This is a genomic window from Ancylobacter terrae (genome assembly GCF_045108345.1).
In the GTDB taxonomy this organism is placed as follows: domain Bacteria; phylum Pseudomonadota; class Alphaproteobacteria; order Rhizobiales; family Xanthobacteraceae; genus Ancylobacter.
In genome coordinates this window covers 940,896-957,687 of sequence record NZ_JBJGXH010000001.1, presented here as the reverse complement: position 1 = coordinate 957,687, position 16,792 = coordinate 940,896, and the positions used below count along the sequence as shown (strand labels likewise).

The following is a 16,792-nucleotide window of genomic DNA, read 5'->3' as shown; positions in this document are numbered from 1 at the left end:
CCCGAAATCGCCGGCGCCTCACGAGGCCTGCTGCTGCGCCATGATGACGAAATCGGGCGCCGAGCGCGTGCCGGGATGGGCCGGCAGGTCGGTCAGGAACAGCACCGAGCCGGGCACCAGCGCCTTGGACAGGCGGGCATTGATGTCGGGCTCGACGCTGATGCGCTCGATCGGGCTGGCCGGCTTGCCCTGAGCGGCGCCACCGCCCTCGAACGAGATCGCCGTCCAGACCGGGCCGCCGGCGACCGACTTCAACGCATAGACGACATTGCCGAAGGGCTCGTCGGGATTGCGGATGGTCACGGGCGCCTGCAGCGACACCTCGCCGCCTTCCAGCAGCGTCAGCGCGGCATCGGCGCGGCTGATCACCATCGAGACGGGATCGCCGCCCGCGTCGGCGACCTCGGGTGCCGCGGCGGGCGCGCCTTCCGCCGCCGTTTCCTTCGCCACCGCCGCCCGGGTCGCCGCCTCCACGTCGGCGGGGATGATCAGCCCCGGATGCAGCACGTCCACCGGCGCGGAATGGGCATCGGCGATGATGACCGGCGTGCCCGTCTGGGTGACAGTGAACAGCAGCTTCGAGAAGGCGAGCGGCAGGTGCACGCAGCCATGCGAGGAGGGATAGCCCGGCAGCACCCCGGCATGCAGCGCGACGCCCGACCAGGTCAGCCGTTCCGTATAGGGCATGGAGGCGTCGTCATAGATCGAGGAGTGATGCACCTTGTCCTTCTGCAGGATGGTGAAGATGCCCACCGGCGTCTCGTGCCCCTCCTTGCCGGTCGACACGGTCGAAACGCCGATGCGGATACCGTTGCGATAGACGAAGGCGCGCTGCTCGGGCAGCGAGACCACGATCGCGACGAAGCCGTCCGGCGCGCGCTCGGGGTACCAGACATAGTCGCCCGGCTTCATCGACGCGATGTCGACGAGATCCGGATCGCCGGCGGCGCGCGCGAGGCCGCCGAGCCCGGCGACAAGGCCGGCCGCGCCGAGCAGGCGGACCACATCGCGTCGGGCGAGCGGGGATGGCGTGAAGCGGTTCGGCATGGCGGGGCCCTTCCTCCATGGCGGCGAGCCGTTCCACGACGCCGCGTCGGGCCGAATCGCGGCCCGTTGGGTAACGTGTGACCATATAAGGCCTTTTGCGTGGCGATGTGCCCGCACACCGGCCGAAGCGGGGAACAAGTTGCGCCCGCCGCACGTTCCAACGGCAGGGCATGACCCGTAACGACAAACCGGAGGTCCAGATGCACACCACCCAGCAGAACCTCGAAACCCGCGAGACCATGACGCTGATCGGCAGCGACAAGGTCGAGGGCACCGCCGTCTATCGCCCGAACGGCGAGCGCATCGGCACGATTTCCCGGGTGATGATCGACAAGCTGACCGGCCAGACCGCCTATGCGGTGATGGGCTTCGGCGGCTTCCTCGGCTTCGGCGAGGATTACTATCCGCTGCCGTGGTCGCTGCTGAAATACGACGAGGCCCTCGACGGCTATGTCGTCGACGTCACCGACGAGCAGCTGCGCGGCGCCCCCCATCACCAGAGCGCCGACGAGGCCGCCTGGACCGATCGCGACTGGGACCGCAAGGTCAACGACTACTACCACGTGCCGCCTTACGTGATTTGACGCGCGGCACAGCAGGAGCCGTCAAGGCCGGGCCTCGCGCCCGGCCTTTTTCATGTCGCCCGGTGACGCTGGTGTCAGGCCTTGGCTTCGACCGTCTGATCGTCGGTCGTGGCGCCCGGCGCGTTCTTCTTGATCGATTCGATCGCGCTCATCGCCGAGGCCTTGGCCTTGTAGCCCTCGGACGAAAACATCGCCTCGCCGTTCGAGGCCCTGAAACGGAAACGAAACTCGCCGGCCTTGTCCTTGTAGACTTCGAACTTGTACGCCATCGTTTGCCTCCCACGGGCCATTAACGCCTTGTCGCAGGCCGCGAACAGCCCGCCGGCGGCCGGGATGGGAGCACAAATACCGTCGATTCGGAAGGCGGCGTCAGTCGTCGACCTTCAGTGCGGCGATGAAGGCTTCCTGCGGAATCTCCACCTTGCCGAACTGGCGCATCTTCTTCTTGCCTTCCTTCTGCTTCTCCAGAAGCTTGCGCTTGCGGGTGATGTCGCCGCCATAGCACTTGGCGGTGACGTCCTTGCGCAGCGCGCGGATGGTCTCGCGGGCGATGATCTTGGCGCCGATCGCCGCCTGGATCGGGATCTGGAACAAGTGCTGCGGGATGAGGTCCTTCAGCTTCTCGCACATGGCGCGGCCGCGATATTCGGCGCGGGTGCGGTGCACCAGCATGGACAGCGCGTCGACCGGCTCGGCATTGACGAGGATCGACATCTTCACCAGGTCGCCGACGCGGTAATCGGTGATCTGGTAGTCGAACGAGGCATAGCCCTTCGAGATCGACTTGAGCCGGTCGTAGAAATCGAACACCACCTCGTTGAGCGGCAGGTCGTAGGTGACCATGGCGCGCGCGCCGACATAGGTGAGCTCGATCTGGTTGCCGCGCCGGTCCTGGCAGAGCTTCAGCACCGCACCGAGATACTCGTCCGGGGTGAGAATGGTCGCCCGGATCCACGGCTCGCGGATTTCCTTGATGCGCACCACGTCCGGCATGTCGGCCGGGTTGTGCAGCTCCAGCACCTCGCCATTGTTCAGCTCGATCTCGTAGATCACCGACGGCGCGGTGGCGATCAGGTCGAGGTTGAACTCGCGCTCCAGCCGCTCCTGGATGATCTCCAGATGCAGCAGGCCGAGGAAGCCGCAGCGGAAGCCGAAGCCGAGCGCGGCGGAGGTCTCCATCTCGAAGGAGAAGCTGGCATCGTTGAGCCGCAGCTTGCCCATCGCCGCGCGCAGATCCTCGAAATCGGCGGCATCGACCGGGAACAGGCCGCAGAACACCACCGGCTGCGCCGGTTTGAAGCCCGGCAGCGCCGCACTCGCGGGGCGCTTCTCCTCGGTGATGGTGTCGCCGACGCGGGTGTCCGCCACTTCCTTGATCGAGCCGGTGAGGAAGCCGATCTCGCCGGGACCGAGCTCGGCCATCGCCACCATCTTCGGCGTGAACACGCCGACGCGGTCGACGTCATAGACCGCGCCCGTGCCCATCAGCTTGATGCGCTGGCTCTTCTTCAGGACGCCGTCGACCACGCGCACCAGCACCACGACGCCGAGATAGACGTCGTACCAACTATCGACCAGCAGCGCCTTCAGCGGGGCCTCGCGGTCGCCCTTCGGCGGCGGCAGGCGGGTGACGATGGCTTCCAGCACGTCGGGAATGCCGAGCCCGGTCTTGGCGGAGATGAGAACGGCGTCGGAGGCGTCGAGACCGATCACGTCCTCGATCTGCTGCTTCACCTTGTCCGGCTCGGCGGCCGGCAGGTCGACCTTGTTGAGGACCGGCACGATCTCGTGGTTGTTGTCGATCGCCTGGTAGACGTTCGCCAGCGTCTGCGCCTCGACGCCCTGCGAGGCGTCGACCACCAGCAGCGAGCCCTCCACGGCGGCGAGCGAGCGGTTTACCTCATAGGCGAAGTCGACATGGCCGGGCGTGTCGATGAGATTGAGGACGTAGTCCTTGCCGTCATTCGCCTTGTAGGAGAGGCGCACCGTCTGCGCCTTGATGGTGATGCCGCGCTCGCGCTCGATATCCATGTTGTCGAGCACCTGGTCGGACATCTCGCGCTCCGACAACCCGCCGGTGATCTGGATCAGGCGGTCGGCGAGGGTCGACTTCCCATGGTCGATATGCGCGACGATGGAGAAGTTGCGGATGTTGTCGATCGGCGAGGTGCTCATGGCCGGCGCAGATAGCATCGGCACGGGACCGCCACAAGCGCGGGGCGTTGCGGCGCAACCATTGCCGCCTTGCGGGAACGACCCTGATCGTAGAAAGTCCGCCTCCCCGCGCGGCCGCCGCGCGTCTTCCCGCGACAATCGAGGCGTCCATGCCGGAACTGAAGATCGCCGTCGTCCCCGTGACACCCTTCCAGCAGAACTGCTCGATCGTGTGGGACGAGACGACCAAGCGCGGCGCGGTGATCGATCCGGGCGGCGACCTGCCGCGCATCCTCGCGGCGCTGGAGGAACTCGAGGTGACGGCGGAGAAGATCGTCCTCACCCACGGCCATGTCGATCACGCCGCCGGCGCCGCGGAACTCGCGAAGACGCTGAACGTGCCGATCGAGGGACCGCACGAGGCCGACAGGTTCCTGCTCGACGACCTCCCCGCGGCCGGCCAGCGCACCGGCATCCCCGGCACGGCGTTCACGCCGGACCGCTGGCTGGTGGAGGGCGACAGCGTCGATATCGGCGGCATCGTCTTCGACGTGCTGCACGTGCCCGGCCACACGCCCGGCCATGTCGTGTTCGTGAACCGCGACAACGCCTTCGCCATCGTCGGCGACACCCTGTTCCAGCGCTCGGTCGGCCGCACGGACTTCCCCTATGGCGATTCCGACCTGCTGATCGCCGGCATCAAGGGCAAGCTGCTCCCGCTCGGCGACGAGGTGACGATCCTGCCGGGCCATGGCAGCGCCTCGACCATCGGCGCCGAGCGCGCCGCCAATCCCTTCCTGCGCTGAGCGCGTCGTCGCCCGCGCCTATCACCGGCCTGCATCCGATGTCCTGTCCTTCCCCTGCCCGCCCCGCCACGCACCCGATCCTGCGGCGCGTGTTCTATGTTGCGGCCTACGAGGCGATCGCGATCATCATCGCGACCTACGGGCTCACGCTCCTCTCCGGCCAGGAGGTCGCGCACACCGGGCCGGTCGTATTGATCGTCTCCACCATCGCGGTGGCCTGGAACTTCCTCTTCAACAGCGCCTTCGAGCACTGGGAATCCCGTCAGGCCGTGCGCGGGCGCAGCCTCGCGCGGCGGATCGGCCACGCCCTCGGCTTCGAGTTCGGGCTGACCCTGCTGATCGTGCCGCTGTTCGCCTGGTGGCTGGACGTGACGCTGGTCGAGGCGTTCCTCTACGATTTCGCGCTGATCTTCTTCTTCCTCGTCTACACGTTCCTGTTCAACCTCGCCTTCGACAAGCTGTTCGGCCTGCCGGCCTCGGCGCGCTGAACCGCGTTTCCCGCCGTTCTCGCCCGCATGTGAATGGCGCCCCCCTGCCGCATCGGCAATCATCGCAACGCACCCAACGTCACCGGAGCGTCTGCATGGTCCGCGTCCTCTGCGCCCTTGCCGTCAGTTTTCTCGCGAGCCTGCCGGCGCATGCCGCGGGCGAGCGGTGTCCGAAGCTGGTGGCGGAGATCGCCCCGCGCGTGATGCCGGCCGCGTTCCGTCTCGCGGCGCTGGGCGAGGGGGAGGTGAAGCTGACCTTCATCGGCCATTCCACCTTCCTGATCGAGACGCCGCAGGGCGTCACCGCCGCCACCGACTACAACGACTATGTCCGCGCCGACGTCGTCCCGCGCATCGCCACCATGAACCGCGCCCACTCGACGCATTTCTCGGTCGCGCCGGACCCCGGCATCGAGCATGTGCTGAAGGGCTGGGGCGAGGACGGCAAGCCCGCCCGCTACGATCTCGATGTCGGCGACCTCTGGGTCGGCAACCTGCCGACCAACATCCGCTCCTACGGCAACGGCACGCAGCTGAACGGCAATTCCATCTTCATCTTCCGCGCGGCGGGGCTGTGCATCGCCCATCTCGGCCATCTCCACCACACGCTCACCGACGACGACATCGCCGTGCTCGGCCGCATCGACGTGGTGCTGGCGCCGGTCGACGGCAGCTACACGCTCGATGTCGACGGCATGCTGGAGGTGCTGAAGCAGCTCGAGGCGCCGCTCGTCATCCCGATGCACTATTTCAACCGCGGCACTCTGGAGCGCTTCCTGGCCCGGCTCGGCACGCATTACGCGGTGGAGCGGTCCGATACGCCGAGCCTCGTCGTCTCGCGCGGCACGCTCCCGGTGCGCCCGACGCTCATCGTCCTGCCGGGAAATTGACGAGGATGCCGCGCTCGGCGGCGAGCGCGGGACGTGAGCGCAGCCACGCGCCGGCGGCAGCGGCGGCCATGGGGCGGCCGAACAGGTAGCCTTGCGCCTGGTCGCAGCCGAGCCCCAGCAGCAGGTCCGCCTGGGCCTGCGTTTCCACACCCTCCGCCAGCACGGTCATTCCGAGATCATGGCCGAGATTGATGACCGCCCGCACGATGGCAAGGTCGGCAGGACTGCGGTTCATCTCGACGATGAAGGAACGATCGATCTTGATCTTGTCGATCGGCAGCCGCCGCAGATGGGTGAGCGAGGCATGCCCCGTACCGAAATCGTCGAGGGCGATGCCGAAACCGCGCTCGCGCAGCGCGCTCAGCACACCGATGACCTCGTCGCCGCCGCGCCCGAGCGTCACCGTTTCCGGCACCTCATATTCGAAGCGTTCCGGCGCGACGCCGGTTTCGGCCACCATCCGGGTGATCTGCGCGGCGAGATCGGGGTGCTGGAGCTGGTTGGCGCCGAGATTGATCGCCATGCGGCCCGGATCGAGCCCCGCCTCGATCCAGTGGCGCATCTGCCGGGCCGCCGTCTCGATGACGATGCGCCCGATCGCCCCGGCGATTCCGAAAGCCTCGGCGACGGGCAGGAAGCGGTCGGGCGCCAACAGCCCCTGCACCGGGTGACGCCAGCGCACCAGCGCCTCGAAGCCGGCGACCCGCACCTCGCTCAGCGTCACCAGCGGCTGGAAATGCACCTCGATCTCGTCACGCGCGATGGCGCGCCGCAGGTCCTCGACGAGTTCGCGCTGCGCATCCGCCGCCTGCCGCATCGTGCGGTTGAAGTGGCGGCAGCCGTGCCCGCCCTCGGCCTTGGCGGCGTAGAGGGCGAGGTCGGCATTGCGCAGCAGGCTGTCCGGGCTCGCCCCGTCATGTGGCCAGACGGCCGTTCCCACGCTGGCACGGATGCCGATGCGCCGGGTGTCGCCGAAGGCCTCGTCCTCGATCGGGTGCGCCAGCCGCAGATTGAGCTCCTCGGCACGGCGGGCGACAGCCTCCGGCTCGGACACCCCCGGCAGGATGAGCGCGAATTCGTCGCCGCCCAGCCGCGCGCCGACATCCTGCGGACGCGCGATCGAGCGCAGCCGCGCGCCGATCTCGCGCAGCACCGCATCGCCCGCGCCATGACCGAAGGTGTCGTTGATCTCCTTGAAATCGTCGAGATCAATCAGCAGCAGCGCGCCGCTTCCGGCGTCGGGCCGCGTCATGGCGCCGGCGAGGCGTTCGGCGAAGCTGGCGCGGTTGGCCAGCCCCGTCACCGTATCGTGCAGGGCGAGGTACTCGATGCGCTCGCGCGCCTCGGTCTGCTCGGTCACGTCGCGTTCGTTGACGAGAAGGCACGCCTGCCCGGTGACGGGGTCGGACGTGCTGCGCGCATCGATGCCGTGCCAGCGCTCGCCCGCGTCGGTGCGCATGCGGAAGATGCCGGAGACCGCTTGGCCCATGAAGGCGTTGCCGCCCTCGCTCAGCTTCGCCAGCGCGTCCGACCAGAGCTGCCGCCCCAGCGCCGGATCGGAGAAGCTGTTCACGAAAGCATGGTCGGGCGCGGGGTAGCACCGCGCCGCGGCTGGATTGCGAAACAGGATACGCCCGTCGCGGTCGTAGAGCGACACCTTCACCAGCGTATGGCGCAGGGCTTCGACCGCCCGCAACTCCTCGGGCATGATCTGGAGCGGCGCCGCCTCCACCAGCATGCCGATCGTGCCGTCGTGCAGGATGACGCCGCTGACGAGCGAATCGACCGTGAAGGGCCGCCCCTTCGGATAGAAGGTCCAGCGCTCGTCGAACACCTCGCCCGCGGAAATGCGGTCGATCGTGTCCTGCAACCGCTTGCGGATCGCCGGCGAATGCGGATTGAAGTCGCGGGCGAACAGCTCCGCCTCGGATTCCGCCGACCACAGCTCGAGCGCCGCCGCATTGGCGAACACCTTCCGCTTGCGGGCGGTGTCCAGCACCCAGATCGGGCGTCGAAGCTGGTCAAGTCCGTCGGCCCTGAAGCGCGGCAGGGGGCGGCGGGCCGGCGGGAGTGGACGCTGTTCCATGCTCGGGCGACGCGATCCGCTGAGGCTCAAAGCCGTCTCTGGCTGCGCAGGTGGGTGTTCCGACTATCGATGACAGGACAAACAAATGCTCGGAGTCCTGTCCAGAACTTCTTTCGTCTCACGCCTGACCGCTCCGCATCGGGAACCGGGACGGGTGCTATCTCACGATGTTTGCCATACCGAAGCCAGATAGGCCCGGATGAAGCGCGGCATCGCATCGCTGATGTCGGCCGGCCCGCGCGCGATGACGACATCAGCGAGTTCGGGCCGATCTTCGCGGGCGATGTGTTCGCGGATGCGCGCGGCAACGCGTTCGGCCGGCTCGGGCGCAACCAGCCGGCGCATCAGCGCGATCCGCGGCCCATCGAAGACGCCGTGCCACGCGTCGGCGGCCTCGACGTCGTCCGGCCCCAGCCCGGTCTCCTCGGCGAGTTCGCGCATGACGCTGCCGCCGAGGTCGACCGTCCCGTCCGGCAGCACGTCGCCGGGCTCGGGCGTGCCGGCCGCGAAGTAGATCCGGCCGGGATTCGCCGTCCACGCCGCCATGCGGCCGAGAACGAAGCCCCCGTCGCTCCCGCTCAGTGCCCCCATGGCGAAGGCGTTGCGGATGGCGGGATCGGGAAATCCGGTGTCGCGCCACCACATGAAGGAGGCGAAGTCGGTCTCGCAATACGCGCCGCTCAAGGCGCCGTCCGAAACGGCATGGCGGGCGAGCAGCAGCACGCGCCCGTTCCACAGCGCCGGATTGGCCGCCCGCATGCCGTCGAAATGCGCATCGATCGCGGGGCGCCGCGCCTCGGCGAAAGCCCATGGCGCGGGATCGCGGACGAGATCGAGCCGGGCGAACGGCAGGATGACGGGCGGCGCGCTCGCCTCGCTCACAGGTACAGCGTGCCTTCCGACACGATCACCGCGCCGCCGCCGATGGTGACCTTGCCGAGCGTGCCGCCGGCGACATGGAGGCCGAGCCGCACCAGGCTCGGGCGTCCCATCTCCACGCCCTGCAGGATGTCATAGGCGTGGAAGCCGTCGGAGGGCCGCTCGCCCCGCATCAGCACGGCGGCGAGCGAGGCCGCGGCGGAGCCGGTCGCGGGATCCTCGTTGATGCCCATGTTCGCGGCGAACATGCGGGCGCGGAAATCCCCGTCGCCATCCTCGTCGCGGCAGAACACATAGACGGAATCCGCCTCGCCGCCGAAGGCGCCGATCAGGCGCCCCGCGCTCGGGCTGATCCGCGCCAGCGCCGCGCGCGAGCCGAGGGGAATGCAGACGAACGGCACGCCGGCCGAGGCCACCACCGGGCGGTAGTCGTCGAAACCGATGTCGGACCGGTCGAGCCCCAGCGCCTGCGCGCAGGCATCGGCGTCGAAGGGCTCTTCCTCGATGATCTCCGGCAGCCGCGGCACGTCGAAGGTCGCGCTGCCCTGACGGGCACCGCGCACGGCGATATGGCAGTGGACGTCGCCGACCCCTTCTTCCAGCACGAGGTCGGTGCTGGTCTGCACGCCGTCGCGGATGGCGAGCGCCACCGCCGTTCCCACCGTCGGGTGCCCGGCGAAGGGCAGTTCGTGGTTGATCGTGAAGATCCGGAGCTTCGCCCGGTTCGATGCCTCGTCGGCCGGCAGCACGAACACCGTCTCGGAGACGTTGAACTCGCGGGTGATGGCCTGCATCTGGTTGGTGTCGAGGTCGTCGGCATCCAGCACCACGGCGAGCTGGTTGCCGGCGAGCGGACGGTCGGTGAAGACGTCGAGGGTCACGAAACGGCGGGACATGGCGCTCAAATCTTCTCCGGGATGAACATGTGCGAAGGCGTGACGAATTCGTCCTGCGCGGCGACCGTCAGGATCTCGCGGGAACCGGCCGCCGCCGTGCGGGCCAACAGGCCATAAGCCGAGGACGCCGCGCGCGAGAGGGCTTCGGCGACGCTGCCCGTCGTCTTCCAATGGACGAAGAACAGCGCCGCGATGGCGTCCCCGGCGCCGTTCACGGACAGATCGAGCCGCGGCGTACGCACGCGGAACCGGCCCTCCGGCCCGGAGGCGAGAAGGTCGATCGCGTCGGCCGGCGTCTCCTCGGTCTGGAGGCTGGTGACCATGATCACCTTCGGTCCCCGCGCATGCACCGCGTCGCAGGCCTGCGCCGCGGCGGCGAGGGTCGGCGTCTCCCGGCCGGCGAGGTAGTCGAGCTCGAACTGGTTCGGGGTGATGATGTCGGCCGCCGGCACGGCGCGGTCGCGCATGAACTCGGGCACGCCGGGCCGCACGAAGATGCCGCGCCCGACATCGCCGATCACCGGATCGCAGCAATAATGCGCGGCTCCGTTGGCCGCCTTCACCCGCGCCGCCGTATCGAGGATCGCCTCGCCGATATCGGCGGAGCCCATGTAGCCCGAGAGCACGCCGTCGCAGTTCGGCAGGACGTTGCGATCCTCCATGCCCCCGACCAGTTCGCGGATCAGCCGCCCGTCGAACACCTCGCCGCGCCAGGCGCCGTAGCCGGTGTGGTTGGAGAACTGCACGGTATGGATCGCCCACACCTCGTGACCGAGGCGCTGGATCGGGAACATGGCCGAGGCGTTGCCCACATGGCCGTAAGCCACCCAGGACTGGATCGACAGGATGTTCATGGCACGCGGTTCCGGCTGCACGGCGAAGGTCCGCGCTTAGCGCGCCGAACGCAAGCATTCAAACGAATTCCGGTGCGGCGATTCATTCCCGCCGGCGATGGACGTGCGGGTCCGGCCGCCGTCGGTGCGGCGCGCCTTGCCAGCGGGCGGCGCGCATGCGAGAGCGGAGCGATGACCGAGCCCCTTTCCGCCCTGGCACTCGCCACCGCCGTCCGCAACGGACGGCTTTCGCCGCTCGACGTCGCCGAACGCTGCCTCGACGTCATCGCCGCGCGCGAAGGCGAGATCGGCGCCTTCGCCACCTTCGACGCCGAGGGGCTGCGCGCCGCCGCCCGCGATCCCGCCCTTGCGGCCACCCCGCTCGCCGGCCTGCCGATCGGCGTGAAGGACATCATCGACACGGCGGCGTTCGCCACCGCCTACGGCTCGCCGATCCATGCCGGATGGCGCCCTGCCGCCGATGCGGCCATCGTGCGCATGGCGACCCGCGCCGGCGGGCTCGTGGCCGGCAAGACCACGACCACCGAATTCGCCTTCCTGCAGCCGACGGCGACCCGCAACCCGCGCCGGCCCTCGCACACGCCGGGAGGCTCGTCGGCCGGATCGGCGGCGGCGGTGGCGGCCGGAATGCTTCCCCTCGCCTTCGGCACGCAGACCGCCGGCTCGGTGATCCGCCCGGCCTCCTTCTGCGGCGTCGCCAGCTTCAAGCCGTCCTACAAGCTGCTGCCCACCGTCGGGATGAAGACCTTCGCCTGGTCGCTGGACACGGTCGGGCTGTTCGCCACGGGCGTCGCGGACATCGCCTTCGCGGCCAGCGCCATCACCGGCCGCGACCTCGCCCTCGACGAAACCGCCGCCGCCCCCCGCATCGCCGTGGTGGCGACGGCCCGCGCCGGCGATGCCACCGCGGCCGCGCATCACGCGCTGGACACCGCCGCGCGTGCCGCCGAACGGCGCGGCGCGCGGGTCGAGCGGCTGGACCTGCCGCCCGAGGTGGAGGCCGGCGACGCCGCGCAGATGACGATACAGTCCTTCGAGGCCGCGCTCGCCATGGCCGATGAGTGGGACCGGCACCGCCCGGGTCTCTCCCCGATGCTCGCGGACTATCTCGCTCAGGCCGGCACCATCTCCCCCGACCAGTATGACGGCGCACGGCGCACCGCCCGCCGCGCCCGCAATGCGCTGGCCGACCTGCTTCAGGGCTTCGACGCGGTGCTGACCTTCTCGGCCCCCGGCGCGGCGCCCGAGGGCCACGCCACGACCGGCTCCCCCGTCTTCAACCGGCTGTGGACGCTGCTCGGCGCCCCGTGCGTGAACGTGCCCGGCCTCTCGGGCGAGACCGGCCTGCCGATCGGCGTGCAGGTGGTGGGACGGTTCGGCCGCGACAAGGGCGCCCTCACCGCCGCCCGCTTCGTCGAACGGGCGATCGCGGAGCGCTGATCCCCGGTCAGGGGGCGACGAGATCGGCGACGCCGCGCCAGACGGCATCCTTGGCGGCGACCAGCGGCGGCGCCGGGATGCGCTCGGGCGGGTTCGGGTCGCGCGCGCCGTCGACGGTCAGCCGGGCGATCCACACCTCGCCATCGGTGTAGTAGCGGTCGCCGCCGCCGTTGCGACCGTCGACGGTCGGCCCGACGCCGGTCACCTGGTAGACCGCCGTCACCATCGCCGCCTTTTCGAGATCGCCGACCAGCAGGTCGCGCACCGCGTCGATGTCGGGGCCGATATGGTGCGTCACCTGGCCGGTATAGTGGCTGAGCCCGACGCCGCGATCGAAGGTCGCCGCGCCGAGCCAGACCGGGCGGCCCTCGATGCCGTCGTTCAGCACCTTCCAGAAGCGCACATGGTCGCGCCGGTCGGCGCTGCGGCCGAGTTCCTTCTCGAAGGCGAGATCCTCGACCCGGCCGTCATAATAGAGCGGGCTCACCGGCGCCTGCGGATCGGGCCGGTCGAGCACGACCGAGCCGATGATGTCGATGCTGGAGCGCAGGGTCACCGGATCTGCCGGGCGCCAGCCCGCCGCCGCCATCGCCCGGATGATGTCCTCCTTCGAGCCGACGAGGCCGACATTGATGGCGTCGCCCGGAATGCCCTGCTTGGTACGGGTCACCATCGGCTTGTCGGCGAGGCCGGGCTGGCGCTCGTGATGGGTCCAGGCGATCGGCAGCAGGATGTAGGCCGCCGCCGCCCAGATCAGAAGCCCGCCGGCGATCCACGCCAGCAGGCGACGACGGCGGCGGTGCCGCCCGCTTCCGCCGTCCGCGCCGCCGACCGCCATGGGCCTACTCCGCCGCTACCGACTTGAGACGCGAAGGATCGTAATTCAGCACCGGCGCCAGCCAGCGCTCGGCCTCCTCGACGCTCCACCCCTTGCGCCGCGCATAGTCCTCGACCTGGTCGCGCTCGATGCGGCCGACGCCGAAATAGGCCGCTTCCGGGTGGGCGAAATAGAGCCCCGATACCGCCGCGCCCGGCCACATCGCATAGCTCTCGGTCAGCTCGGCTCCGATCTTCGCCGTGGCGTCCAGCAGGTTGAAAAGAGTCGCCTTTTCCGTGTGGTCGGGCTGCGCCGGATAGCCCGGCGCCGGGCGGATGCCGCGATAGCTCTCGCGGATCAGATCGGCATTGTCGAGCGCCTCGTCCGGGGCGTAGGCCCAGAATTCCTTGCGCACCCGCTCGTGCATGCGCTCCGCAAGCGCTTCCGCAAGACGGTCCGCCAACGCCTTGAGAAGAATCGCGGAATAGTCGTCGTGCGCCGCCTTGAACGCCTCGGAGCGATCATGCTCGCCGAAGCCGGTCGCGACGCAGAAGCCGCCGACATAGTCCGCCGCCACGCCTTGCGGCGCCACGAAATCGGACAAAGCGAGATCGGGCCGGCCGGCGCTCTTGGCGATCTGCTGGCGCAGCGTGTGGAGCGTGGCGAGCCGCTCGCCCCGGTCCTCGCCGGTATAGAGCGCGATGTCGTCGCCGACCGCATTCGCCGGCCAGAAGCCGACCACCGCCCGCGCGGTGAGCCACTTATCGGCGACGATCCGCTCGAGCATCCGGCGGGCGTCGTCGTAAAGCGCGCGCGCCGCGATGCCCACCTTGGGATCATCGAGGATGGCCGGATAGGTCCCGATCAGCTCCCAGGAATGGAAGAAGGGCGACCAGTCGATATAGGGCACCAGCTCGGCGAGGTCGTAATCCTCGAACACCCGCGTGCCGAGGAAGCTCGGCTTCGGCGGCACATAGCCGGCGAAATCGGCCTTCAGCGCCTGCGCCCGCGCATCCGCGAGGCTGACGCGCACCTTGTTGCGGTCGCTGCGCGCATGCGCCTCCGCCAGCTTCTCGTATTCGGCGCGGATATTGGCGACGTAGTCGGGCCGCACATTGTCGTTGAGCAGGCTCGACACCACGCCCACGGCGCGGCTCGCATCGGTGACGTAGACCGCCGGCCCGCGTACATATTGCGGCGCGATCTTCACCGCCGTGTGGACGCGCGAGGTCGTCGCCCCGCCGATGAGGAGCGGCAATTCGAAACCCTCGCGCTCCATCTCGGCAGCGACATGCACCATCTCGTCCAGCGAGGGCGTGATGAGGCCCGACAGGCCGATGATGTCCACCTTCTCGGTGCGCGCGACATCGAGGATCTTCGCCGTCGGCACCATCACGCCGAGGTCGATCACCTCGTAATTGTTGCACTGGAGCACGACGCCGACGATGTTCTTGCCGATGTCGTGCACGTCGCCCTTCACCGTCGCCATCAGGATCTTGCCGGCGGCGGGGGCATCGGTGAGCCCGAGCTCGCGCTTCTCCTGCTCCATGAAGGGCATGAGATAGGCCACGGCCTGCTTCATCACGCGGGCCGACTTCACCACCTGCGGCAGGAACATCTTGCCGGCACCGAACAGGTCGCCCACCACGTTCATGCCCGCCATCAGCGGTCCTTCGATGACGTGGAGCGGCCGCTCGACGGACTGGCGCGCCTCCTCGGTGTCGGCCTCGACGAACTCGGTGATGCCGTTGATCAGCGCGTGCTCCAGCCGCTTCGCCACCGGCCAGGAGCGCCAGGCGAGGTCGGCCTCCTTCTTCTCGCGTCCGCCGCCCTTGAAGCGCTCGGCGATGGCGAGCAGGCGCTCGGTCGAATCCTCGCGGCGGTTGAGGACGACGTCCTCGCAGGCCTCGCGCAGCTCCGGCTCGATCTCGTCATAGACGGCGAGCTGGCCGGCATTGACGATGCCCATGTCCATGCCCGCGCCGATGGCGTGGTAGAGGAACACGGCGTGCATTGCCTCGCGCACCGGCTCGTTGCCGCGGAACGAGAAGGACAGGTTCGACACGCCGCCGGAGATGTGGGCGTGCGGCAGTTGCTGGCGGATCGCCCGCGTCGCCTCGATGAAGGCGACACCGTAGCCGGCATGCTCCTCGATGCCGGTGGCGACCGCGAAGATGTTCGGGTCGAAGATGATGTCCTCGGGCGGGAAGCCGACCTCGTCGACGAGGATGCGGTAGGCGCGCGCGCAGATCTCGACCTTGCGCTCATAGGTATCGGCCTGGCCCTGCTCGTCGAAGGCCATGACGACGACCGCCGCGCCATAGGCGCGCACCAGGCGGGCATGGTGCTTGAACGCCTCCACGCCCTCCTTCATCGAGATGGAATTGACGATGCCCTTGCCCTGGATGCACTTCAGGCCGGCCTCGATGACCGACCACTTGGATGAATCCACCATCACCGGCACGCGGGCGATGTCCGGCTCGGCGGCGAGCAGGTTGAGGAAGGTCACCATGGCCTTCTCGGAATCGAGCAGGCCTTCGTCCATGTTGATGTCGATGACCTGCGCGCCATTCTCCACCTGGTCGCGCGCCACCGCGAGCGCGGCGGTGTAGTCGCCATTGGTGATCAGCTTGCGGAAGCGGGCCGAGCCGGTGACGTTGGTGCGCTCGCCGACATTGACGAACGGGATCTGCGGCGTCAGCTCGAACGCCTCCAGCCCCGACAGCCGCAGCCGCGGCTCGATCTCGGGGATTTCGCGGGGGCGATGCGGGGCGACCGCCTGCGCCAGCGCGCGGATGTGATCGGGCGTCGTACCGCAGCAGCCGCCGACGATGTTGACGAGGCCCGAGGCGGCAAACTCGCCGACCAGCTTCGCCATCGCCTCCGGGCTCTCGTCATAGAGGCCGAACTCGTTGGGCAGGCCGGCATTGGGATAGGCGCAGACGAGCGTGTCGGCGATGCGCGAGAGCTCGTCGATATGGGCGCGCATCTCCTTGGCACCGAGCGCGCAGTTGAGCCCGATGGAGAAGGGCTGCGCATGGTTCAGCGAATTCCAGAACGCGCCCGGCGTCTGGCCCGACAGGGTCCGGCCGGAAAGGTCGGTGATGGTGCCCGAAATCATCACCGGCACGCGTATCGAGCGCTCGGCGAACAGCTTCTCGATGGCGAACACTGCCGCCTTGGCGTTCAGCGTGTCGAAGATGGTTTCGATCAGCAGCAGGTCCGCCCCGCCGTCCAGAAGCGCGCCGGCCTGCTCGCCATAGGCGGTGGCGAGTTCATCGAACGAGGTGGCGCGGAAACCGGGGTCGTTGACATCCGGCGAGATCGAGGCGGTGCGGTTGGTCGGGCCGATCGCACCGGCGACGAAGCGGCGGCGCCCGTCCTTCGCCTGCGCCAGCTGCGCGGCCTCGCGGGCCAGCTTCGCGCCCTCGAAATTCAGTTCGTAGACCAGGCTCTCCATGCCGTAATCGGCCATGGCGATGGTGGTGCCGGAAAAGGTGTTGGTCTCGACGATGTCGGCACCGGCGAGGAAATAAGCGAGGTGGATGTCCCGCACCGCCGCCGGGGCGGTGAGATTGAGCAGGTCGTTATTGCCCTTGAGGTCGCGGTTCCATGACTTGAACCGCTCGCCGCGATAACCGGCCTCATCCAGCTTCAGCTGCTGGATCATCGTCCCCATGGCACCGTCGAGCACGAGGATGCGCTGCGCGGCGGCAGCGCGGAGGGCTTCGAGGGTGTCAGACGGCGGCGTGGTCATCGGGAACTCGCACTGGTCAGGCCCGGACGTGATCCGGGCAGCATGGCCCGGCACCGGAAAGCATGGATGGCCGGATCGAGCCCGACCATGACGA

The 16,792-nt window shown here is 68.8% G+C and carries 14 protein-coding genes; 5 read left to right on the top strand and 9 right to left on the bottom strand.

Features of this window, described 5'->3' with window-relative positions; all coding sequences use genetic code 11:
- Nucleotides 1-18 precede the first annotated feature (18 nt).
- Nucleotides 19-1,047, bottom strand: a complete 1,029-nt coding sequence (locus ACEUEL_RS04585; protein WP_405702614.1) for a L,D-transpeptidase — start codon at nucleotides 1,045-1,047, stop codon at nucleotides 19-21.
- A 200-nt stretch (nucleotides 1,048-1,247) separates the two neighbouring features.
- Between ACEUEL_RS04585 and ACEUEL_RS04580 the strand changes: the two genes are divergently transcribed.
- Entirely contained in the window at nucleotides 1,248-1,631 is a 384-nt protein-coding gene (locus tag ACEUEL_RS04580; protein ID WP_405702612.1) for a PRC-barrel domain-containing protein, read from the top strand.
- Nucleotides 1,632-1,705: 74 nt separating this feature from the next.
- Here the strand turns inward: ACEUEL_RS04580 and ACEUEL_RS04575 are convergent, their stop codons facing one another.
- Both ACEUEL_RS04575 and lepA read right to left on the bottom strand, forming a co-directional pair.
- The gene (locus tag ACEUEL_RS04575; RefSeq protein WP_405702610.1) at nucleotides 1,706-1,900 is read right to left on the bottom strand and encodes a YegP family protein; all 195 of its coding nucleotides are present in this window, start codon (nucleotides 1,898-1,900) and stop codon (nucleotides 1,706-1,708) included.
- A gap of 100 nt (nucleotides 1,901-2,000) precedes the next feature.
- Nucleotides 2,001-3,806 (bottom strand): translation elongation factor 4, encoded by a 1,806-nt coding sequence (gene lepA / locus ACEUEL_RS04570; RefSeq protein ID WP_405702607.1) that lies wholly within the window; start codon nucleotides 3,804-3,806, stop codon nucleotides 2,001-2,003.
- 149 nt (nucleotides 3,807-3,955) lie between these two features.
- Here lepA and ACEUEL_RS04565 point away from each other — a divergent pair, with 149 nt between their 5' ends.
- From ACEUEL_RS04565 to ACEUEL_RS04555, 3 genes are all read left to right on the top strand, one after another.
- A complete protein-coding gene (locus ACEUEL_RS04565) occupies nucleotides 3,956-4,591 on the top strand; it encodes an MBL fold metallo-hydrolase (protein ID WP_405702606.1) in 636 nt (211 codons plus the stop codon).
- Nucleotides 4,592-4,680: 89 nt separating this feature from the next.
- Nucleotides 4,681-5,079 carry a PACE efflux transporter gene (locus ACEUEL_RS04560; protein ID WP_405702605.1) on the top strand — a complete coding sequence of 133 codons (399 nt, stop codon included), beginning with the start codon at nucleotides 4,681-4,683 and terminating at the stop codon, nucleotides 5,077-5,079.
- A 95-nt stretch (nucleotides 5,080-5,174) separates the two neighbouring features.
- Nucleotides 5,175-5,969: an MBL fold metallo-hydrolase gene (locus tag ACEUEL_RS04555; RefSeq protein ID WP_405702603.1), complete on the top strand. Its 795-nt coding sequence runs from the start codon at nucleotides 5,175-5,177 to the stop codon at nucleotides 5,967-5,969.
- On the opposite strand, the gene ACEUEL_RS04550 is transcribed toward ACEUEL_RS04555, so the two are convergent.
- From ACEUEL_RS04550 to pdxY, 4 genes are all read right to left on the bottom strand, one after another.
- Nucleotides 5,947-8,055 (bottom strand): putative bifunctional diguanylate cyclase/phosphodiesterase, encoded by a 2,109-nt coding sequence (locus ACEUEL_RS04550; protein WP_405702602.1) that lies wholly within the window; start codon nucleotides 8,053-8,055, stop codon nucleotides 5,947-5,949. The genes ACEUEL_RS04555 and ACEUEL_RS04550 overlap by 23 nt on opposite strands.
- 162 nt (nucleotides 8,056-8,217) lie before the next feature.
- The gene (locus ACEUEL_RS04545) at nucleotides 8,218-8,937 is read right to left on the bottom strand and encodes an NUDIX hydrolase (RefSeq protein WP_405702600.1); all 720 of its coding nucleotides are present in this window, start codon (nucleotides 8,935-8,937) and stop codon (nucleotides 8,218-8,220) included.
- The gene (locus ACEUEL_RS04540) at nucleotides 8,934-9,830 is read right to left on the bottom strand and encodes a PhzF family phenazine biosynthesis protein (protein ID WP_405702597.1); all 897 of its coding nucleotides are present in this window, start codon (nucleotides 9,828-9,830) and stop codon (nucleotides 8,934-8,936) included. Before ACEUEL_RS04540 ends, ACEUEL_RS04545 begins: the two co-directional genes overlap by 4 nt.
- 5 nt (nucleotides 9,831-9,835) lie before the next feature.
- Nucleotides 9,836-10,684, bottom strand: a complete 849-nt coding sequence (gene pdxY / locus ACEUEL_RS04535; RefSeq protein ID WP_405702596.1) for a pyridoxal kinase PdxY — start codon at nucleotides 10,682-10,684, stop codon at nucleotides 9,836-9,838.
- A 171-nt stretch (nucleotides 10,685-10,855) separates the two neighbouring features.
- Between pdxY and ACEUEL_RS04530 the strand changes: the two genes are divergently transcribed.
- Complete coding sequence (locus ACEUEL_RS04530) at nucleotides 10,856-12,124, top strand: amidase (RefSeq protein WP_405702594.1); 1,269 nt, start codon at nucleotides 10,856-10,858, stop codon at nucleotides 12,122-12,124.
- Nucleotides 12,125-12,131: 7 nt separating this feature from the next.
- Here the strand turns inward: ACEUEL_RS04530 and ACEUEL_RS04525 are convergent, their stop codons facing one another.
- Entirely contained in the window at nucleotides 12,132-12,962 is an 831-nt protein-coding gene (locus tag ACEUEL_RS04525) for an LssY C-terminal domain-containing protein (protein ID WP_405702592.1), read from the bottom strand.
- A gap of 4 nt (nucleotides 12,963-12,966) precedes the next feature.
- Nucleotides 12,967-16,698: a methionine synthase gene (gene metH / locus ACEUEL_RS04520; RefSeq protein ID WP_405702591.1), complete on the bottom strand. Its 3,732-nt coding sequence runs from the start codon at nucleotides 16,696-16,698 to the stop codon at nucleotides 12,967-12,969.
- Between the last annotated feature and the right edge of the window lie 94 nt (nucleotides 16,699-16,792).